Origin of the sequence: Natronococcus roseus, from assembly GCF_043677095.1 — an archaeon.
GTDB lineage: Archaea > Halobacteriota > Halobacteria > Halobacteriales > Natrialbaceae > Natronococcus > Natronococcus roseus.
Map to the genome: position 1 here is coordinate 70,599 of NZ_JBHLJR010000001.1, position 19,012 is coordinate 89,610.

General features: G+C 65.1%; 20 protein-coding genes. 13 read left to right on the plus strand and 7 right to left on the minus strand.

The window, feature by feature from the left end; genetic code table 11:
* The first annotated feature begins 29 nt into the window (after positions 1 to 29).
* The gene (locus ACFEMD_RS00410) at positions 30 to 182 is read left to right on the plus strand and encodes a hypothetical protein (RefSeq protein ID WP_394738911.1); all 153 of its coding nucleotides are present in this window, start codon (positions 30 to 32) and stop codon (positions 180 to 182) included.
* Between the two features lie 276 nt (positions 183 to 458).
* On the opposite strand, the gene ACFEMD_RS00415 is transcribed toward ACFEMD_RS00410, so the two are convergent.
* From ACFEMD_RS00415 to ACFEMD_RS00430, 4 genes are all read right to left on the minus strand, one after another.
* Entirely contained in the window at positions 459 to 1,487 is a 1,029-nt protein-coding gene (locus tag ACFEMD_RS00415) for a HypE family hydrogenase expression/formation protein (protein ID WP_394738912.1), read from the minus strand.
* A 99-nt stretch (positions 1,488 to 1,586) separates the two neighbouring features.
* Positions 1,587 to 2,372, minus strand: coding sequence for an SDR family oxidoreductase (locus ACFEMD_RS00420; protein ID WP_394738913.1), 786 nt, complete (start codon positions 2,370 to 2,372; stop codon positions 1,587 to 1,589).
* A 52-nt stretch (positions 2,373 to 2,424) separates the two neighbouring features.
* Positions 2,425 to 2,883, minus strand: a complete 459-nt coding sequence (locus ACFEMD_RS00425; RefSeq protein WP_005553270.1) for a Tfx family DNA-binding protein — start codon at positions 2,881 to 2,883, stop codon at positions 2,425 to 2,427.
* A gap of 147 nt (positions 2,884 to 3,030) precedes the next feature.
* Positions 3,031 to 3,537 carry a TRAM domain-containing protein gene (locus tag ACFEMD_RS00430; RefSeq protein ID WP_394738914.1) on the minus strand — a complete coding sequence of 169 codons (507 nt, stop codon included), beginning with the start codon at positions 3,535 to 3,537 and terminating at the stop codon, positions 3,031 to 3,033.
* A 200-nt stretch (positions 3,538 to 3,737) separates the two neighbouring features.
* Between ACFEMD_RS00430 and ACFEMD_RS00435 the strand changes: the two genes are divergently transcribed.
* The 3 genes from ACFEMD_RS00435 (at position 3,738) to ACFEMD_RS00445 (ending at position 6,697) form a co-directional block, all read left to right on the plus strand.
* Positions 3,738 to 4,529 carry an electron transfer flavoprotein subunit beta/FixA family protein gene (locus ACFEMD_RS00435; protein ID WP_394738915.1) on the plus strand — a complete coding sequence of 264 codons (792 nt, stop codon included), beginning with the start codon at positions 3,738 to 3,740 and terminating at the stop codon, positions 4,527 to 4,529.
* A gap of 58 nt (positions 4,530 to 4,587) precedes the next feature.
* Positions 4,588 to 5,541: an electron transfer flavoprotein subunit alpha/FixB family protein gene (locus ACFEMD_RS00440; protein WP_394738916.1), complete on the plus strand. Its 954-nt coding sequence runs from the start codon at positions 4,588 to 4,590 to the stop codon at positions 5,539 to 5,541.
* 313 nt (positions 5,542 to 5,854) lie between these two features.
* A complete protein-coding gene (locus ACFEMD_RS00445; RefSeq protein ID WP_394738917.1) occupies positions 5,855 to 6,697 on the plus strand; it encodes a polyprenyl synthetase family protein in 843 nt (280 codons plus the stop codon).
* A gap of 21 nt (positions 6,698 to 6,718) precedes the next feature.
* Here ACFEMD_RS00445 and ACFEMD_RS00450 read toward each other — a convergent pair whose 3' ends face one another.
* A complete protein-coding gene (locus tag ACFEMD_RS00450) occupies positions 6,719 to 7,831 on the minus strand; it encodes a DUF373 family protein (protein WP_394738918.1) in 1,113 nt (370 codons plus the stop codon).
* 152 nt (positions 7,832 to 7,983) lie between these two features.
* Here ACFEMD_RS00450 and ACFEMD_RS00455 point away from each other — a divergent pair, with 152 nt between their 5' ends.
* Positions 7,984 to 8,979: a radical SAM protein gene (locus tag ACFEMD_RS00455; RefSeq protein WP_394738919.1), complete on the plus strand. Its 996-nt coding sequence runs from the start codon at positions 7,984 to 7,986 to the stop codon at positions 8,977 to 8,979.
* Between the two features lie 910 nt (positions 8,980 to 9,889).
* Here ACFEMD_RS00455 and ACFEMD_RS00460 read toward each other — a convergent pair.
* Positions 9,890 to 11,221, minus strand: a complete 1,332-nt coding sequence (locus ACFEMD_RS00460; RefSeq protein ID WP_394738920.1) for a helix-turn-helix transcriptional regulator — start codon at positions 11,219 to 11,221, stop codon at positions 9,890 to 9,892.
* A 151-nt stretch (positions 11,222 to 11,372) separates the two neighbouring features.
* Between ACFEMD_RS00460 and ACFEMD_RS00465 the strand changes: the two genes are divergently transcribed.
* Positions 11,373 to 12,617, plus strand: a complete 1,245-nt coding sequence (locus ACFEMD_RS00465; RefSeq protein WP_394738921.1) for a DUF7096 domain-containing protein — start codon at positions 11,373 to 11,375, stop codon at positions 12,615 to 12,617.
* Between the two features lie 47 nt (positions 12,618 to 12,664).
* Complete coding sequence (locus tag ACFEMD_RS00470; protein ID WP_394738922.1) at positions 12,665 to 13,162, plus strand: type IV pilin; 498 nt, start codon at positions 12,665 to 12,667, stop codon at positions 13,160 to 13,162.
* Here ACFEMD_RS00470 and ACFEMD_RS00475 read toward each other — a convergent pair whose 3' ends face one another.
* Positions 13,163 to 13,786, minus strand: coding sequence for a methyltransferase domain-containing protein (locus tag ACFEMD_RS00475; protein WP_394738923.1), 624 nt, complete (start codon positions 13,784 to 13,786; stop codon positions 13,163 to 13,165).
* A 156-nt stretch (positions 13,787 to 13,942) separates the two neighbouring features.
* Between ACFEMD_RS00475 and ahaH the strand changes: the two genes are divergently transcribed.
* From ahaH to ACFEMD_RS00505, 6 genes are all read left to right on the plus strand, one after another.
* Entirely contained in the window at positions 13,943 to 14,275 is a 333-nt protein-coding gene (ahaH, locus tag ACFEMD_RS00480; protein WP_278292814.1) for an ATP synthase archaeal subunit H, read from the plus strand.
* Positions 14,262 to 16,529 (plus strand): V-type ATP synthase subunit I, encoded by a 2,268-nt coding sequence (locus ACFEMD_RS00485; protein ID WP_394738924.1) that lies wholly within the window; start codon positions 14,262 to 14,264, stop codon positions 16,527 to 16,529. Before ahaH ends, ACFEMD_RS00485 begins: the two co-directional genes overlap by 14 nt.
* Positions 16,530 to 16,763: 234 nt before the next feature.
* Positions 16,764 to 17,027, plus strand: coding sequence for a hypothetical protein (locus ACFEMD_RS00490; RefSeq protein ID WP_005553242.1), 264 nt, complete (start codon positions 16,764 to 16,766; stop codon positions 17,025 to 17,027).
* A gap of 22 nt (positions 17,028 to 17,049) precedes the next feature.
* Positions 17,050 to 17,631, plus strand: coding sequence for a V-type ATP synthase subunit E (locus ACFEMD_RS00495; protein ID WP_005553240.1), 582 nt, complete (start codon positions 17,050 to 17,052; stop codon positions 17,629 to 17,631).
* A complete protein-coding gene (locus ACFEMD_RS00500) occupies positions 17,628 to 18,680 on the plus strand; it encodes a V-type ATP synthase subunit C (protein ID WP_394738925.1) in 1,053 nt (350 codons plus the stop codon). Before ACFEMD_RS00495 ends, ACFEMD_RS00500 begins: the two co-directional genes overlap by 4 nt.
* Entirely contained in the window at positions 18,677 to 19,009 is a 333-nt protein-coding gene (locus ACFEMD_RS00505) for a V-type ATP synthase subunit F (RefSeq protein WP_394738926.1), read from the plus strand. The genes ACFEMD_RS00500 and ACFEMD_RS00505 overlap by 4 nt, the downstream gene beginning before the upstream one ends.
* The last annotated feature ends 3 nt before the right edge of the window (positions 19,010 to 19,012 follow it).

A 19,012-nucleotide genomic window follows, 5' to 3' on the forward strand; every position in this document is an offset into this window, starting at 1 on the left:
TTCAAGAGCCCGTACTCGAAACTCCGGATGTGCCAGTCGCGTACTGCGAGGAGTGTGAGTGGAGCCGTCGCGTCGACGACGACGGCGAACTCAACGAGGTGATGATCCGCCACTACGTCGAGACCGGTCACTCGGTCGAGCAACGCGAGCTCCGGGAGTCGGATCGGGAACTCGAGTCCTAGCAAGGGTTGAGTAGACGGGTTCTTCGTTCAGTCGGAGTCGTGCTCGAAATCGATCGATTCGTCACGTAATGCGTGCGTATGGAACAGAGAGGAATACGCCGAGCGAAGCGAGGCGTTTCACCGACGGCGAGCCCCGTGGGCGAGCCGTCGGCCTTTTTTCATCGAAGTTTTTTGCCGGGGGTTGAGGCTGACGCCTCGGCGTCAGCCGATGCCCTCGGTAAAAAAGTTCGCTGTACAGAACACGTGTTTCACGCGACTTTCTCGAGAAGCACTCTGCTACGTCCGTCTATCAGCCAGCTTCGCGTAGGCGTCCCACGAGGGATCGACACGCGGATGTTCGAGCCGTTCGCCGTCGGCGAGGACGCCCCCTTCGTCGCCGTCGGAACTCGTCTCGACCCGCCCGATGTCGGCCACGACGGTGCCGCGTTCCTCGAGTGCCTCGCGAACCACGTCGACGCCGCCGGGGTCGACGGCGATGACGAGCGAGCCGCAGCTGGTCGCCGCCCAGGGGTCGATCTCGAGGTGCTCACAGACTTCGGCGACCCCGGGACGTATCGGGACGGCGGCGCGGTCGATTTCGAACCGCGCGCCCGCACCCGTGGCCATCTCGTTTAGGGCGCCCGCCAGCCCGCCCTCGGTGACGTCGTGCATCGCTCGGACGGGTCCCGCCGCGGCTGCGGTGAGGGCGTCCCGGACGCAGTGGACCTCCTCGAGCCGTTCCTGGGCGTCGGCGATCACGGCGTCGGGTAGCTCGAGTTCCTCGGGAAAGAGCGTGCTCAGGAGCCCGACCGATTCGACGGCGGGACCAGTGGTCAACAGGAGGCGGTCGCCCGCCCGCGCGCCGTCCGGACGGACGATGGCAGCGTGGTCGCCGACGCCCATCGCGGTCGCGGCGCCGATCCAGGGGTGGGAGGGGTCGGAGTAGCGGGCGGTGTGGCCGGTCACGACGGCGACGCCGAGGTCGGCACACTCCTCGTGGATCGTCTCCCAGACGGTTCCGAACGCCTCGTCGCTCATCGTCTCCGGAAGCGTAAAACAGATCGAGAGATGCGACGGCGGGATGGCGCTGACGGCGACGTCCGCGAGGATCAGATCGAGCGCGAACCGGGCGGCGCGCTCGAGGCCGAGCGCGGGAAGGATCGAGACGGGGTCGGTGGCGGTCACCAGCGCCCGCTCGCCGACGTCGATGACGCCGAAGTCGACGCCGTGGCTCGGCCCTAGGACGACGTCGTCGCGCTCGGCGCCGAGGTTGGGTGCGATCCGCGATTCGAAGAACTGCCGATCGATCTTGCCGAGGTCGCTCACGATCGGTGAATGCGGGGACGGGCTCTTAGCGACGGCGGTTCCCGGAACGAACGATCGCGTCTCCTCGTCCGGGACGCGGTCGGCCCGCCGCGACCGATCTCAACTACGCAACAGTCCGCCGTCGATCGGCACCTCGGCGCCGTTGACGAAACTCGCCCGCGGGCTCGAGAGGAAGGCCACGACCTCCCCTAGTTCGCGTGGATCGCCGATGCGATCCATCGGGATGTCGTCCGCGAGGTCGATCAGTCCCGACTCGTAGTCGTCGTACTCGCCGCGCTCGACGCGGGCCTCGACGAGTTCCTCGATGCGGGGGGTCTCGATCGTTCCCGGAAGAACGGCGTTGGCCCGGACCTCGGGGGCGAACTCCCGCGAGACCGTCTTCACCAGGCCGATCACGCCGCGACGAACGGAGTTCGACAGCAACAGACCGTCGGCGACCTCTCTGACCGTTCGGGAGGTGATGCAGGTAATCGTCCCGTGTTCGGAGTCGCGCAGGTGTGGATGCGCCTCCTCGATCGTCCAGACGACGCTCATCACCAGCAAGTCGTAGGCCTGATACCACTGCTGTTCGCTGGTCTCGAGGAAGGTCGTGCTCGGCGGGCCGCCCGCGGAGGTGACGAGGTGGTCGAGTCCGCCGAAGGTCTCGACCGTCTCGCTCACCAGTCGCGAAACGTGGTCGGGATCGGTGAGGTCGGCCTCGACGGCCAGCACCTCGCCCGCGGCCGTCTCCTCGAGTTCCTCGCGGGCCGCCTCGAGCCGTTCCGCGTCCCGGCCGCAGATCGTTACGTTCGCACCCGCCTCGGCCAGCGCCTGCGCGCTCGCGAATCCGAGTCCGCTCGAGGAGGCCGTCACTAGCGCCGTCGTGTCGTCGAGATCCAGTTCCATGTCGCGACCGACGTCGTCCGGATACAAAGCCCTCCGGACTCCGGCACCGCGGTCACTCCTGGTGGCGAACCCGAACGACGCCCTCGGAGCTGACGCTGACGGTCAGCGGCGCGGACACCTGCCGACCCGTGATTGCGCTTCCGGCGGCGTCGCTAACGACCTTCATCAGATCCGGGGCGGTGTGGTCGACCTTGACGCCGGCTTCGTCGCAGGCCTCGTAGACGAGCTGTGGAACGTCGTAGAGATCGGTCCCCTCGGGAACCCGAACGCGGACCGGGGCCTGCAGCGCCTCGGCGAAGGCGACGGTCTCCCTGGCCTTGGCGACGTTCTCTCGGGCGCTGGCCTCGATCGAGGAGACGTTGGCACGTGAGGTTCCCAGCGCGTCGGCGATGTCGGCCTGGGAGACGTCCCGTTCGCGTAACGCGAGCACCTGCGCCTGGCGGTAGGTCAACACGCTGTTCTCGGGATCGAAACCGATCTCTTCGAGGACCGTCGCGACGTCATCGATCACGACGATCCCCTCTGTCGGCGCTCGGGTGGGCCCGCGTCGGCATACGAGACACTAGCCGGTTGCGGGATGAAAGCTTCCACGGTCACAGGCGGGTCCGCGAGCCGTGCCGTGGTTCGAACGAAATCGACACTGTCCACTCGAGGGGATCTACGAGCCCCAGAAGTTCTCGCGGCTACCGAGTCGCTCGCGCTTCGGTGCGGTGTGTCTCTCGTTGGACTCGGTCTCGTCGTCGGCGGTAACGCGGCCATCGTCGTCGACTCCCTCGCCGCCGTTGTCGTCGTCTTCGTCCTCGTCCTCGTCCTCGTCGTCCTCCTCGCCGTCCATCGGCAGGAGCTCGAGTTTCTCCGCGCGTGCGTGGTTGCTGTGGACTCGGGTGATTTCGACTCGTGCCCGAGCCTCCGGCAGGACGCCGTCGACCATCACGATGAAGCCGTCCTCGGTGCGACCGACGCCGGCGCCGCTCTCGTGCATGTCGACGACGTCGATCACGACCTCCTCGCTGGGTTTGACGGGCTGGGTCTTCAGATCCTGGATCGGCTGGTTGTAGTGGTTACACCACTCCTTGCCACCCCGATCGCCGTAGTGTTGACAGCCCATCCCCGAGATCCGCTCGGAGAAGCTCGGGCAGTCATCAGCGAGTGGACAGTCTGCCATGCGGTATACTACCGGTGGCGCCGTTAAACCGTTTCCGTCTCGAGATCCGGGCTGGGACCGTCTCCCACGGGATTCGCCCGCCGAGAGTGTGATGGGTGAACGACGAGCGGAGGATTCGTGGGACGAACACCGAATCAACTGGTCGTTCGTGAGGCGGTGTTTCGAAAACGTTTACGGGAGGGGCGCCCGATCGATAAATGATGAAGATCCTCGTTACGGTAAAAGAGGTCTCGACCGTCGAAGACGAGTTCGAGATCGAAGGCACGACGATCGCCGACCAGTACCTCGGTGCCGACCTCAACGAGTGGGACGACTACGCCGTCGAGGAGGCCGTCCAGCTCCAGGAAGCGGGCATCGCCGACGAGGTCGTCACGGTAACGATCGGCCCCGAGGACTGCGAGCAGACGATCCGTCAGGCCCTCGCGAAGGGTGCCGACCGCGCGATCCGCGTCTGGGACGACGCCCTCGAGGGCGTCGACCTGCTCGACGTCGGCGCCAAGACCGAGATACTCCGGGCGGTCGTCGAGGCCGAAGAGCCCGATCTTGTGCTGACCGGCGTTCAGTCCGGCGACGACAACTGGGGCGCCACCGGCGTCTCCCTGGCCGAGGAGCTCGGCTTCGAGTGGGGCGCCGTCGTCAACCACCTCGAGCACGACCTCGCCGAGGGCACTGCGTCGGTCCGGCGCGAGCTCGAGGGCGGCGTCGAGGAGCTGACCGAGATCGAACTCCCCGCGGCGCTGACGATCCAGACGGGGATCAACGAACCCCGCTACGCCAGCCTGCGAGGCATCCGACAGGCCCAGCGAAAGGAACTCGACGTTCACACGCTCGGTGACCTCGGCGTCGACGAGGGGGCAGTCGAGGGTGCCGTGACGGTCACGGACATGTACGAGCCCGAAAGCGAGACCGACGCGACGGTCTGGGAGGGCAGCCCCGAGGAGACCGCCGCGGAGCTCGGTGAGCTCCTTCGCGAGAAGGGGGTGGCGCCATGACCGCCGTCGCACGCACTGCGCGCGACGAAATCATCGCTTTCACCCGAGGTGAAAGTCGATGACTGATATCCTCGCAGTCGCCGACCACCGCAGGGGCGAACTGCGCGACGTCAGCTACGAGACGATCACCGCGGGTCGCCAGCTGGCGGACGAAACCGGCGGCGACCTCCACGTCGCCGTCATCAGCGGTCCCGTCGGCGAGTTCGCCGAGAAGCTCAACCGGGAGGGCGTCGACGTCGTCCACACCGTCGAGTACGGCGAGGAGTTCAACCACGACGTCTACGCGCAGGTCCTCGCCCAGCTCTACGACGAGCTCGCACCCCAGTACGTCGTCGCGCCAAACAGCGTCAACGGCCTCGACTACGCACCCGCCGTCGCGAACGCCCTGGACCTGCCGATCGTCACCGACACCGTCGGCCTCGAGACCGACGGCGAGACGCTGACTGCGACCCGCGAGATGTACGGCGGCAAGGTCGAGACGGCCAACGAACTGACGGGTAACGCCGTCGTCACCATCCGCGGCGCCGAGTGGGCCGGCGCCGGCGGCACCGGTGACGCCGAGATCCGGGAGTTCCACGCCGAGATCGACGAGGACACGATCCGCTCGACGGTCACCGGCTTCGAGGAGGTCGGCGGCGGCGACGTCGACATCAGCGACGCCGACGTCCTCGTGAGTGTCGGCCGAGGGATCGAAGAGGAGGAGAACCTCGAGCTCATCGAGGAGCTGGCCGACGCCCTCGACGCGACGGTCTCTTCCTCGCGCCCGATCGTCGACAACGGCTGGCTGCCCAAGAACCGCCAGGTCGGCCAGTCCGGGAAGGTCGTCACGCCCGACGTCTACATCGCGATCGGCATCTCGGGCGCCGTCCAGCACGTCGCCGGCATGAAGGGCTCGGACACGATCGTCGCGATCAACACCGACCCCAACGCCCCGATCATGGACATCGCCGACTACGCGATCCACGACGACCTCTTCGACGTCGTTCCCGCACTCACCGAAGAGTTCCAGTAACTGTTCCGCACGAGCGGAGCGCGGTTCGAACTGAGTCCGTGAGCGAGAACCCCGAAGAAGCCGAACGGACGTGGAAGTCCGTGATGGAACGAGGGCGGTCTTTTTGGTCGAGGTTTTTGCACGAGCGGTCACGAACGAAGTGAGTGATCCGAGTGGAAAAAGGTCGTTCTGATGTCGTCCCGGCGCTGACCGAGGAGTTCCAGTAGTCGATCGATCCGCCAGCGGTTCCGGCGGGCGCGTCTCGCGACGGGAACTCGAGCGAGCGTCGTCGACAACCGTCACCTACTTTTTCGCCCTCTCCTAAGCGCGGGTAATGGAACTTCTGGAGCGTCGACGGGCGCTGATCGAGGAGCGTCTCGTGGCGGTCGTCGACGGGGTCGAACCCGAGACGCTCAACGAGGAAGTTCGCCACGTCGCGCTCTCGGGCGGCAAACGCGTGCGACCGATGGTGACGCTGCTGGCCTGCGAAACCGTCGGCGGCGAGCCCGAGGACGCCGTCGACTTCGGCGTCGGCATCGAACTCGTCCACAACGCCTCGCTGGTGATCGACGACATCATCGACCGCTCGGACCTACGTCGAGGGACCGCAAGCGCCTGGGCCGAGTTCGGCCACGGGCCGGCGATCATCACCAGCGACGGCCTGCTCGGAGAGGCGTTCGCCCTCTTTTCGGCGGATCCCAGGGCTACCCAGGTCGTCGCCGAGGCGATGGTCGAACTCGGCGTCGGCGAGGCGACCGAGCTCTCCTCGAAGCCGACCAACGAGGAGGAGTACATGACCCTCGCGAGACGGAAGACCGGTGCCCTGTTTCGAGCGGCGGCCGAACTCGGGGCGATCGCCGCCGACTCCGACCCCTTCACCGTAGAGGCCCTCGGCGAGTACGCCGAACGCGTCGGCGTCGCCTTCCAGATCCGCGACGACGTTCTCGACGCCGTCGCCGACCCCGAGGAGCTCGGGAAGCCGACGGGCCACGACGCCGAACTCGAGCGTCCCTCGGTCGTCCAGGTGACCGATCTGAGCCCGGCCGAAGCCAATGCCCGCGCCCGCGAGGAGGCCAATCGGGCGATCGATGCCCTCGAACGGGTCGACACCGTCGACCGCGAGTCCCGGGACTACCTGCGCGAGCTGGCGGAGTTCGTCGTCGAGCGCGAGCAGTAGTTCCGCGCCGGCCGTACCGTTTCAGGCGCTGTCGGGTCGGTGTGGCTCCTCGCTCTCGTCCTCCGAGAAGTGCGATTCGGCGACCGCGAACGCGAGCGTGCTCACGATCCCCAGCAGCGTTCCCGCCGTCAGCGCCGTCGCGAGGAAGGTGAGCCCGACGGCGTCGAGGAAGTACGCGCTCACCGCGTAGAGCACGATCGCGATCGAGACGACGTAGAAGGGCGCGTTGAGGTAGCGCCACTCGAGGCGGCCCGCGATGTACTCGTCGGTGATCTGGCCGAGGCTCGTGGTGACCCCTGCGGCGGCGAACCACTGGACCGAACCGTACAGCAGCGCCGAGAGCATGACGGGGACGCCGACCTCGCCGGCCGCCTCGGCCTGGACCCGCTCGAGTTCGTTCGCCCCGCTGACGCCGCCCAGAACGAGCAACGCGGTCGCGACGACGTAGGCGAGGATCGTCGTTCGGCCGGCGTACAGCGACCGCCTCGCGCTCTCGACGGCGTCGTCGAGGCGCTCTCCGAGGCCGAGCCCCCGCGAGATGAGGTAAAGCCCGAGCAGCGTCGAGGTCACGCCTAAGACGACCCCGGGCATCTCGAGGACGGTTCCGATCAGCGCCAGCGGATAGATCAACAGCAGAATCCCGAGCGGGATGAGGACGGTTCCGCGGGTCTCGGGATCGTTCAGCACCTGCTTGAACGTGTAGTACATCGACTCGAGGTTCTGGGCCTGTCTGACGACGACGCGGCGCACGCCGTCGATCGGCACTCGAGAGCGGATGACGGGGATAACGGACTCGTCCTGTGCGCCGTCGGTGACGACCAGCGCGGTGACGTCTTCTGCCGTCGAGAGGCTCGCGAGGACGGTGTCGACCTCGTCGCCGACCTCGCGGTTGGCGTCGACGTCGCCGTCCTCGTTGCCCGTGACGATCGCGACCTCGACGCTCTCGTTTCGGGAGGTGAGGTCGTCGTAGATGTGGACGCCCTGAAAGGCGACGTTGACGTCGGAGTCCTCGGGATCCGCGGTCGCCAGCGCGACAGCCGCCTTCTCGACGGCGTCGCGACCGATCACCGGTGTCGTAAAGTCGGTCTTGCGGCCGAGGTCGTCGTCGAGGTCGACACACAGGACCAACAGCATCGCTTCGTGGTTGGACACCGCAGTATTTCCGTCTTCTGGGAGCGACGGAATCCGCCGCGCGCTCGCCTCGTTCGGCCCGTGTGAACCACGGACAGGATCGAACGCCGACGTTCCGCACAGTTTTTGGGGCTCGGCCGGCTACGTCCCTTCGAATGATATCGAAGGGCTGTGAGCAGTGCGCGAAAGGCGGCAAGATGGTGCTGTTCGTCTACGGTTACTGCGACCAGCGCGACTGCTTTTACTGCCCGCTTGGCGAGAACCGCAAGAACGTCACCGACGTCTACGCGAACGAACGACAGGTCGAACGCGACGAGGACGTTCTCGAGGAGGCCCACCGGATGGACGCCCTGGGCACCTCGATCACCGGCGGCGAACCCCAGGAGGCCCTCGAGCGGACCTGTCACTACCTCGAGCTTCTCAAGGAGGAGTTCGGCGAGGACCACCACACCCACCTCTACACGGGGATCACGGGCGGCCGCGAGAACATGCGCAAGCTTTCGGAAGCTGGACTCGACGAGATCCGCTTCCACCCGCCGTACGAGCTGTGGGGGGACATGCACGGCACCGAGTGGGAGGAGATCCTCTACATCGCCCGCGAGGAGGGGCTCACTCCTGCCTTCGAGATCCCCGGCATCCGCGCCGAGGAGGAGTTCCTCGAGTTTCTCGACGAGGGCGCCGCCGACTTCTGTAACGTCAACGAGTTCGAGATGTCCGACGGGAACTACCGCCGAATGCAGGAGGAAGGGTACGAGCTCAAGGAGGGCCACATGAGCGCCGTCGACGGCTCCCGCGAGCAGATTCTCGAGGTGATGGGCGACCACGAACGGGTCTACTTCTGTACGTCCGTATTCAAGGACGCGGCCCAGCACCGCCGCCGACTGAAGCGGGCCGCCCGAAACGTCCGGCGGGAGTTCGACGACGTCACCGACGACGGCACGCTCGTCTACGGAAAGACGTACACCGATCCCCGGCGATTCGCCGAGCTGGGCGTTCCCGAGGAGTTCTACACCGTCAAAACCGAGCACGTCGAGGTCGCCTGGTGGCTCTTAGAGGAGATGATCGAGGAGGGCGACCTCGAGGACGGGGAGATCATCGAGCAGTACCCGACGTACGACGGGCAGGTCGTCGAGCGGACGCCGTTGGCATAGAGCACCGCGAGTGAGCGAGGCGAACGAGCGGCTTTTTGGTGCAGATTTTTCGAGGAGGGGTGAGTGAGCAGCGCGAACGAACCCGACGAGAAAAAGGTGCACGTGGCAGGTCGTCGAGCGGACGCCGTTGGCATAGAGCACCGCGAGTGAGCGAGGCGAACGAGCGGCTTTTTGGTGCAGATTTTTCGAGGAGGGGTGAGTGAGCAGCGCGAACGAACCCGACGAGAAAAAGGTGCACGTGGCAGGTCGTCGAGCGGACGCCGTTGGCATAGAGCACCGCGAGTGAGCGAGGCGAACGAGCGGCTTTTTGGTGCAGATTTTTCGAGGAGGGGTGAGTGAGCAGCGCGAACGAACCCGACGAGAAAAAGGTGCACGTGGCAGGTCGTCGAGCGGACGCCGTTGGCATAGAGCACCGCGAGTGAGCGAGGCGAACGAGCGGCTTTTTGGTGCAGATTTTTCGAGGAGAGGTGAGTGAGCAGCGCGAACGAACCCGACGAGAAAAAGGTGCACGTGGCAGGTCGTCGAGCGAACCCCACTGGCGTAAGCCGCAGTTTGTGGCCGGAAGCGTGACTCGAGCGACAGTGAGAGTCGCGCGACCCGGGGGAGGGCAGGCGGTTGGCCGGTGTGTGGCAAGCGACCGTAGAGAACGGACGGTTCTACCGAACGTCTCGGAAATCGGCTGTCCGTCCGAAAATCGTTCGGGCTCGAGGTCGTCCGGTTCTAGAGGGACCGACGAGAACTCGAGTGCGTTTTCCATCCCGGAGTCGTGCGTCGAACCCCGCGAACGCTCTCCGGTTGCCGAGACCGTTTTCACCGGGGCCGACCGCAGGCCCCACAAGCCGTGCGAACGGCAGGGGATCGCGAACGAAGCTAACTCTGCCGACGGCGCTCTCGAGCCGAAAAGGGACCGTCAGCCGAGTTCCGTCGGATCGACTTCCGGCAGCGTGATGAGGTTCTCGCGGCCGATCCGGAGCTTCTCGATCTCCTCGTCGTCGGCCATCTGTGAGAGCAGTTGGGAGACCTTGGCGTTCGACCAGCCGGTCTCGGAGACGATCGAGCCCTGTTTCATCCGACCGCCGTTTCGCCTGAGCAGCCGGAGGACCCGCTCCTCGTCGCTCAACAGCTCGGGATCGACTGCCTCATCCGACTCGTCCGCCCCGGATTCCTCGGCGTACGCGAACGTCTGGCCCGACGATTCTCGAGACGTTGATTCGACACCGCCAGTCGACGCTCGAGTCGCGTCGGCGTCGACCGCGCCCGGTTCGGCGTCCCGCTCCGAAGCGCTGCTCGGGTCGTTCCCTCGGGTCGGCGGCAACCCTCCGCTGGTACGTTCCCCTGCGTTCGACGGGAGGAGCCCGGAGACCCACAGCGCCGGCGACCACTCCGAATCCGAGGACCACCGCGCCAGGGCGTAGCTTCCCGTTCCGATCAGGATCGCGAGAACGAACACCCCACCGAAGAGTAGCTCGGCGCTGGCGGGGTAGAAATCGGCGCCTCCGGACGAGCCGTCGTCGGCCCCGCGGAGGAAGGTCGCCTCGAGTTCGTCCTCGTCGAACTGGTGGGGGCCGTCGACGATGAGCGCGCTATCCTGTGGACTCACCGAGAGGTTGTAGTCGTGAAAGCCGTGGTCCGAGGGCGCCTGAATCACGAGACGTTGCTCCTCGGCCAGCGCCGAGAGCCACGGTCCGTCGTCGCTCTGGAACGCATCCCCGACGTGGATCTGCGTTCCGTCGACTGCCGCAAACTCGGTCCAGGTAAACGAGTACGAGAGGACGCCGACCGTCGATCCAGACTCGTTCGATCCGTCATCGCCGTCCGCGGAACGGAGCTGCGGGTCGTCCCAGCCGGCGTCTTCGATCGTCATCTCCCGGTCGGTCGCGTCCGCGGCGGTCTCGACGTGGGGTTCGAACAGGCTTCGATCGTAGACCCCCTCGTCTTCGTCAGTCGAAACCGTCTCGGCGTACTCGAGGAACGCCTCGGCCTCGCTCTCGTCGCTCAGAAGAAACCGGCTCTCGATCGTCCAGACGGCATCCCCGGTCTCGGTGACGTTGATTCGGATTTCCTGGGCCGGATCCGCGCTCTCGAGTATCGGACCGTCGTCGACCGCAGGCTGTGTCGCCTGCACCGAGGGCGTGCTCGCTGGTTCCGACGCCGTCGCTGTCGATCCGGTGGCGGCTGCTCCGAGGACCGAACCAGCAAGTACCACCACCAGTACGACCGACGCGACGATCGAAACCCGCATACATACCACCAATACTCTCAGAGTAAAAAACACTTTCTATGGGTGAATAAAAAATCACAGCGGTGCTTGAAGCGTTTCCGGTCCTCTCGAACGGTCCCGAAACGACGGTCGGCCGATCGTATTTTATATCATGAGTTCTTATGCTGTATTGATGAAGGGTGTGATGGCCGTCGTTCTCGCAGGACTACTCGTCCTCTCGGTGCCCGCAATGGCCGTTTCCGCGGTCGATGGGGAGCCGAACGAGACGGATGAGATCGTCTTCGAGGCGAACGAGGCCGACCAGGGAGCGACGTTCGTCGAGGCGAACGGGACGTCGAACCGACTCGATCCCGGTGAGGAGCAGCGAAGCGAACGGGTCGAGCACGGCAGCGGTCTCGGCGCGTCGCTCATGGCCGCGGACGACGAGCTCAGAGTCGACTCCGAACAGGAAATGCTCGTCCGAAGCGGGTTCGACAACGCCTCCGACGAGGAGCGCGAAGAGCGGGTCCGGGCGGGGTACGATCGGCTACAGGAGCGGATCGACGAACTCGAGGATCGCGAGCGAACGGCGGTGCAAGCCCACGCGGCGGACGAGCAGTCGACGGCCGAACTACTCCAGACGTTCTCGCGGAACTACCACGAGTCGGAGACGGTCGAGCGTGCGCTCGACGATCTCGTCGGATACGCGAACGAGGTTCCGGGGTACTCGCTCTCGACTCGAGACGACGCGAGAAAGCTGGAGATGCACCGCAGCGATACCCGATCGCAACTCGAGACGGCGAGTCGGTCCGACGGTGGCGGACAACCGCTGGCCGTTCGGACCGCCGAGACCGGCTACACCCTCTCGTTGCTGGATGGGAACTACGTCCGGGAAACGACTCGGTTCGACAGCCGGAACACGACGCAGTCGAACCAGTTCGACGACATCACCGACGCGCACGGAACGGCCCAGGAGCTGTATCCGTGGGTGTTCGGAGCCGACCACGAGAGCCACTCCTCGGACGCCGTCGAGAGCAGGACGGGACAGCTGTACCGAATTCAGGCGATCCACGATCAGGGACAGCTAACCACGTACCTCGACGGCGGGACGGGCGCGGCCTACCGGGAGGTTCAGACCCTCGACTATCGGCAGCTGCCGACGATCAACAACAGCCAGTGGAACGACGACGGGCTGGCGCTCTCGATCAACGAGACCGCGGCGAACGGACCGGCCGAAGTCGTCGTGACGGACGCCGAAACCGACGAGCCGGAGCCCGCCACGGTTTCGGTCGACGGTGAAGCGGTCGGTGAGACGGATTCGAACGGTTCGCTGTGGCTCCTCCCGCCCGACGGCGAGTACGACCTGCGAGCGGAGACCGACGACGGCAGCATCGAGGGAACCGTCTCGAGTAGCGACGCGCCGAGCGACGGCGAGTAGCGGTCGTGACCGACTCTTTATATAGGGAGGCGAGGCCAGAGAGCGCCGTGATACTGGGATCGGCGTTCCGCGCCCATGGATCCGACGACCGCGGGATCAACCCCGTGATCGGCGTAGTGCTCCTGATCGGCGTTACCGTGGCACTGGCGGCGGTCGTCGCGGTCGGTGCCGGGGGGCTGAGTCCGACATCCCCCAAGAACCCGGTCGCGTTCGACCTCGCGGCCGACGGGAGCGAGGGGACGATCACGGTCGAACACGTCGCCGGCGATCCGATCGACGTCGAGGAGCTCGCGCTGACGGTCGCAGTAAACGGTGAGCAGCTCTCCGAGCAGCCGCCGGTTCCCTTCACCGGTGCCGCGGGCTTCGACCAGGCACCGAGCGGTCCGTTCAACTCGGCGAGCGGTTCGACCTGGAGCGCCGGTGAACGCTCGACGCTCTCCGTCGCGGGAACCAACACGCCGACGATCAGCTCCGGTGACACGGTTTCCGTGACCATCGCCGTCGACGGCCAGCAGGTCGCCTCGCTCGAGACGACCGCCGACTGACTACTCGGGGGCGCGGGCGACGGTCGTGATCGCGACCTCGGGCTCGTACTCCGGCCCCATGAAGGCGTGTCTGACGTCCTCGAAGCCGGCTGCCTTGAACATCCGATCGGCCTCGTACTCGTCGTAAAACAGCATCATCGCGTCGGCGAGGCGCTGCGCGATCGGGTTCTCGGGGTAGTTGGGCCCGACGACCAGGACCTGGCCGCCGGGTTTGAGCACGCGGCGGAACTCGCGGAGCGCGAGGATCGGGTTCGGCCAGTACTCGATCGAGCCCGACGACCAGACGACGTCGAAGGTGTCGGTCGCGAACGGGAGCCGTTCGGCGTCGCCGCGGTGGAAGTGAACCGGCGGCGCTCGCTTGCCGAGCTTGGCGTAGGCCTGCTCGAGCTGGTGTTCGCTCTGGTCGACCGCGTACACCTCATCGACGTGCTCGAGCAGTCCCTCCGTAGCGAACCCGGTGCCACAGCCGACGTCGAGCACCGTGGCTTCGGGCTCGAACTCGAGCAACTCGAGGGCCTCGCTGCGCATCTGCTCGTTCCAGATAAACGGGTTGATGCGGTCGTACACCTTCGAGAGGTACTTATAGAACAGCCGAGCTCGGGCCTTGTTCTCGAGGACTCCCATTGGAGAGGGGTTTTGATCCGACGGCAATATGTCTGCTGTTCCCGGTCGATTCGGCGCCGGACAATCGCTGACTACCACCGACCTGCGTCGCGATCGACCGCGATACTTTCGCAACTACCATATACGCGTTGCCGCAAACGTTCGTTTGCTTAGAATATGCCGAGGCCACAGGTTCTCGAACGAATCAAGTCGGCGGAAGAGGAGGCCGACGAGATCGTCGCACAGGCAGAAGACGACCGCGACGAGCGGATAGCCGAGGCCCGGAAACGTGCCGAGGAGATTCGCACGGAAGCGGAACAGGAAGCGCGGGATCTCAAGGAGCGCCGCCTCGAGGAGGCGCGCGCCGAGATCGACGAGGAGTGTGAGCGCGTCCTTCGTGAGGGCGAACAGGAGCGCGAGGCGCTCGCCGAGCGTGCCCAGAGCCGGGTCGACGAAGTGACCGACTACGTCGTCGAACTGTTCCAGGAGGACGTTCATGTTCAGACCTGAGCGGATGAGCAAGGTCTCGGTGGCCGGTTCGAAGGGCGTCATGCCCACGGTCATCGAGACGATTCACAACCTGAATCTGGTTCATCTCTCGGACTACGACGGCTCCTGGGAGGGGTTTGACAACGGGACGCCGATCGAGGGGGCCGACGACGCCTCCGAGAAGCTGGTTACCGTTCGCGCCCTGGAGAGCACCCTCGAACTATCGGCCGACGAGACGACCGTGGGTTCGGTCGACGACGGCTGGGAACAGCGACTCGAGGAGACGCGGACGCGGGTCAACGAACTCGACGACGATCGCAGCGAGATCCGCGAGGAGCTCCGGCAGGTCGAGGAGCGACTCGACCGCGTCGAACCCTTCGCGGAACTCGAAGTGGATCTCGATCTGCTCTCGGGCTACGAGACGGTCGACGTCGTCGTCGGCGAAGGGCCTGCCGACGAGATCGAGGCCGCCCTCGAGATGGCCGACGAGATTCGGGCGTTCGAGACGTTTACTGGCGGTGACGTCGTCGCCATCGTCGCTGCACCCGCCGAGGGCGTCGGTGCCGACGACGGCCTGATCGACGACGCGCTCGTCGGCGTCGAGTTTACGCGCCACGAGATCCCCGAGACCGACCGGGCGCCGGAAGCATACGTCGCCGAACTCGAGGAAGAAAAACAGGAACTGCAGTCTCGTACCGACGAGCTCGATGCGGAGCTCGAACAGATCAAGGCCAACCAGGGGGGGTTCCTGCTGGCGCTCGAAGCGGAGCTGACCGTCGAGGTCCAGCGTGCGGAAGCGCCCCTGCAGTTTGCGACGAGCGACCGGGCGTTTATCGCCGAGGGCTGGATTCCCACCGAGCAGTACGAGGAACTCGTTGCCGCGTTGCGCGATACGGTCGGCGAAAGCGTCGAAATCGAGGAACTCGAGCGGGCCGAGTACGACGAGCACGAACACGGTGCCGTCGAGCACACCGACGACGCGGAGACGGAAGCCGACGCCGACGCGGACTCCGACGAAGCGTCCTCGCCCAAACAGAAGGCAGCAACCGACGGCGGACAGCCCACACGCGCCGATGGCGGCGGCCACGGCAACCGTGCCGTAACGATGGACAACGAGCCGCCGGTCAGGCTCGACAACATCACGCCGGCAAAGCCGTTCGAGCTGCTCGTGAAGATGGTCAGCCAGCCCAAGTACAGCGAGCTGGATCCGACGTTTTTCATCTTCCTGACCTACCCGTTCGCCTTCGGCTTCATGATTGGTGACATCGGCTACGGGATCCTCTACATGCTGATGGGCTGGGGAGCCTGGAAGGTCTTCGACTCCGACGCCGGCAAGGCGATCGGAACCATCGCCATCTGGGCCGGTGTGTTCACGATACTCTTCGGTTACCTGTACGACGACTTCTTTGGCGTCTACATGAGCGATGTCGGCATACACCTGCCGCTTGCCGGCGTGCTCACCAAGGGCCTCCAACACCCCGAGAGCTGGGCGATGCTGTGGATCGTCATGAGCGTCGTGTTCGGGATCATCCACCTCAACATCGGCCTGGTGCTGGGCTTCATCAACGAGCTCAGCCACAGCCTGAAGGCAGCCGTCATGGAGAAGTTCTCCTGGATCCTCGCGATGAACGGCCTGTTCCTCTGGCTGTTCAGCACCCACGGGGAGGGCCAGAAACCCGACTTCCTCGTCGGGACCGAGAGCGTCCTCTACGAGACGGACCAGTTCGCACTCGGGTTCGAGGGACTTCCGGAGGTCGTCGGCCTTGCGGGGATCGCGATGTTGGTCGTCGGTGTCGTCATGGTCGGCAGCGCCGAGGGCGTCGCCGGCCTCCTCGAGACGCCGGCCTGGGCGTTCGGTCACGTCCTCTCGTATCTCCGAATGGTCGCCGTCCTGCTCGCGAAGGGTGGGATGGCGTTCGTCGTGAACCTCCTGGTCTTCGGTGCTGCGGCCGACGAGACCGGCTACATGGAGTTCGCGTACTTCGGCGCGCCGGCGGCTCCCGAGGCCGGTGAAGTCGTCTTCGAAGGGCTCGTCTGGATCGGGTTCGACGGCGGCCCCATCGTGATGGCGCTGGCACTGATCGGCGCCGTCGTGGTGTTCGTCCTCGGCCACATCGTGGTCCTCCTGCTGGGGATCACCGCAGCCGGGATCCAGATGCTCCGCCTGGAGTACGTGGAGTTCTTCCAGAAGTTCTACGACGGCGGCGGCGAGGAGTACGATCCGTTCGGCCACGACAGCCAGTCCGACGGTCAGCCAGCTCCACAGGCTGACTGAGCACACTGCTGTCGGCCGTTCTCGTCGTTTTTTCTCTCGAGCTGAGACGATCCGTATCGATATCTTTCGGAGTCGACCGATCGACGGTGAATTTTATCGTGGTAATAGGTACCGTCCCTGCCTGAGTCGGTGGTACAGCACGGCTCCGTCGATTCGTTTCGAGAGTTTTATAGGGTGTGCAGAGACAGATACGCTTGTTCGGAGCAATCGATCCACAGAGGAAGTATATAAGCCATGATGGAAGAACTTGTACTCGCGACCGAGACCGTGCTACAGAATGGAACCACCGAAGAATCGCCGTTCCTGACCGATTCGGGTGCAGCCGCCCTCGCCGTCGGTCTGTCGGCGCTCGCAGCCGGATACGCCGAGCGTGGTATCGGGGCCGCTGCAGTCGGCGCGATCGCGGAAGACGACGACCTCTTCGTGCCGGGCCTGATCATGACAGTCCTGCCGGAGACGCTCGTTATCTTCGCGCTCGTCGTCGTCTTCGTTATCTAAGCATACCCCCCTTCTCCCACCAATGAGTTTGGACACAGTCGTCGAGGATATCAGAGAAGAGGCCCACGCGCGTGCGGAGGAACTCCGCGAAGAGGGCGAATCTCGCGCCGAGAAGATCATCTCGGAAGCCGAGGATGATGCCGACGAAATCCTCGAGGAGGCCGAAGGAGATGTCGAGCGCGAGATCGAGCAACTGCGTGAACAGCGACTCTCCAGTGCCAAACTGGAGGCGAAACAGAAACGCCTGGAGGCCAGACGCGACGTCCTCAGTGACGTCCGCGAGCACGTCGAGTCCGAACTCGCCGACCTCGAAGGCGAGACCCGCGAAGAACTTACGCGGGCGCTCGTCGAGACATCCAGCGTCGAGTTCGAGAACGCAGACACCGTCCGCGTCTACGGTCGTGCCGACGACGAGGAGCTGATCGAGTCGGTTCTCGAGGAGTACGACGGCTACGAGTACGCCGGCGAATACGACTGTCTCGGCGGCGTCGTCGTCGAAAGCGATCAGTCCCGCGTTCGGGTCAACAACACCTTCGACTCGGTGCTCGAGGACGTCTGGGAGGACAACCTTCAGGAGATCAGCAACCGGCTCTTCGAGCAATGAGCTCAGGCGCCTCGAACACGGAGTACGTCAGCGCTCGCGTCCGCGCACGAAAAGCAGCGCTGTTTACGGACGAGGATTACCGCAAACTCGTGCGTATGGGGCCAAGCGGGATCGCACGCTTTATGGAGGAGTCGGAGTACGAACGCGAAATCAACGAACTCGGTGCGCGGTTTTCGGGTGTCGACCTGATCGAACACGCCCTCAACCGCAACCTTGCGAAACACTTCGGAGACCTGCTCGAGTGGTCCGAGGGTCGGCTGTACGATCTCATCGCTCGGTACCTCCGAAAGTTCGACGTCTGGAACATCAAGACGATCATCCGTGGGATCTACACGGGCACACCTGCCGAAGAGTTCCAGACGGACCTGATTCGTGCCGGCGAGCTCGACGATGCGACGCTCGACCGCCTGCTCGAGGTCGAGACGATCGAAGACGTTGTCGAACTGCTCGACGGGACGACCTACGCCGAGCCGCTCGGGGACGCCCGCGAGGAGTTCGAAGAGACGAACACGCTCGTGCCCCTCGAGAACGCCCTCGATCGGGAGTTCTACGTGCACCTGCTCGACAACCTCGGCCGCCCACAGGAAGGGCCGGAGGCCAAATACGTCGAGTTCCTCCAGGCCGAAATCGACTTCAGAAACGCCCGAAACGCCCTACGACTCGCCCGCAGTGGCGCGGACCTGGATCCGGCCAGCTACTACATCGAGGGCGGTGTGCTGTTCGACGAGTCCGACCTCAACCAGCTCGTCGCCAATCCCGACGAACTCGTCGATCACATCGCCGACAGCAAACGCTACGGCAACCGGCTCTCGGAGGCACTGTCACGGTTGCGCGATGCTGATAGCCTTATCCAGTTCGAGCACGCAATAGATGCTGCACTGCTCGAGTACGCCGACATGCTCTCGAGTATCCACCCGACCTCCGTGTCGGCCGTCCTGTCGTACATCCTCGCGAAGGAACGCGAGGTCGAGAACATCCGTGCGATCGCACGCGGTCGCGAGGTCGGACTTTCAGAAAGCGAGATCGAGGAGGAACTGGTGATCCAATGAGCCAGGAAATCGCAGTCGTCGGCAGTCCGGAGTTCACCACCGGGTTCCGACTCGCGGGCGTTCGCCGCTTCGAGAACGTCCCCGAGGACGAGAAGGAAGACTCGCTCGACGACGCCGCGACGGCCGCCCTCGAGGACGAGGGAGTCGGGATCGTCGTCATGCACGACGACGACCTCGAGTACCTCTCGCGGGGCGTTCGTCAGGACGTCGAAACGAGCGTCGAACCGGTCGTCGTCACAATCGGGAGCGGAACCGGCGGCGGCGGACTGCGCGACCAGATCAAGCGCGCGATCGGTATCGACCTGATGGAAGAGGACGATCAAGAGTAAACT

Bases quoted from the DNA above. Each gene is read 5' to 3' on its own strand.
- ACFEMD_RS00430 (WP_394738914.1), bottom strand. From the start codon at position 3,537: ATGGCAGACTGTCCACTCGCTGATGACTGCCCGAGCTTCTCCGAGCGG.
- ACFEMD_RS00465 (WP_394738921.1), top strand. From the start codon at position 11,373: ATGAAGGGTGTGATGGCCGTCGTTCTCGCAGGACTACTCGTCCTCTCG.
- ACFEMD_RS00445 (WP_394738917.1), top strand. From the start codon at position 5,855: ATGGAACTTCTGGAGCGTCGACGGGCGCTGATCGAGGAGCGTCTCGTG.
- ACFEMD_RS00420 (WP_394738913.1), bottom strand. From the start codon at position 2,372: ATGGAACTGGATCTCGACGACACGACGGCGCTAGTGACGGCCTCCTCG.
- ACFEMD_RS00505 (WP_394738926.1), top strand. From the start codon at position 18,677: ATGAGCCAGGAAATCGCAGTCGTCGGCAGTCCGGAGTTCACCACCGGG.
- ACFEMD_RS00460 (WP_394738920.1), bottom strand. From the start codon at position 11,221: ATGCGGGTTTCGATCGTCGCGTCGGTCGTACTGGTGGTGGTACTTGCT.
- ACFEMD_RS00490 (WP_005553242.1), top strand. From the start codon at position 16,764: ATGATGGAAGAACTTGTACTCGCGACCGAGACCGTGCTACAGAATGGA.
- ahaH (WP_278292814.1), top strand. From the start codon at position 13,943: ATGCCGAGGCCACAGGTTCTCGAACGAATCAAGTCGGCGGAAGAGGAG.
- ACFEMD_RS00435 (WP_394738915.1), top strand. From the start codon at position 3,738: ATGAAGATCCTCGTTACGGTAAAAGAGGTCTCGACCGTCGAAGACGAG.
- ACFEMD_RS00475 (WP_394738923.1), bottom strand. From the start codon at position 13,786: ATGGGAGTCCTCGAGAACAAGGCCCGAGCTCGGCTGTTCTATAAGTAC.
- ACFEMD_RS00485 (WP_394738924.1), top strand. From the start codon at position 14,262: ATGTTCAGACCTGAGCGGATGAGCAAGGTCTCGGTGGCCGGTTCGAAG.
- ACFEMD_RS00455 (WP_394738919.1), top strand. From the start codon at position 7,984: ATGATATCGAAGGGCTGTGAGCAGTGCGCGAAAGGCGGCAAGATGGTG.
- ACFEMD_RS00440 (WP_394738916.1), top strand. From the start codon at position 4,588: ATGACTGATATCCTCGCAGTCGCCGACCACCGCAGGGGCGAACTGCGC.
- ACFEMD_RS00450 (WP_394738918.1), bottom strand. From the start codon at position 7,831: ATGCTGTTGGTCCTGTGTGTCGACCTCGACGACGACCTCGGCCGCAAG.
- ACFEMD_RS00495 (WP_005553240.1), top strand. From the start codon at position 17,050: ATGAGTTTGGACACAGTCGTCGAGGATATCAGAGAAGAGGCCCACGCG.
- ACFEMD_RS00500 (WP_394738925.1), top strand. From the start codon at position 17,628: ATGAGCTCAGGCGCCTCGAACACGGAGTACGTCAGCGCTCGCGTCCGC.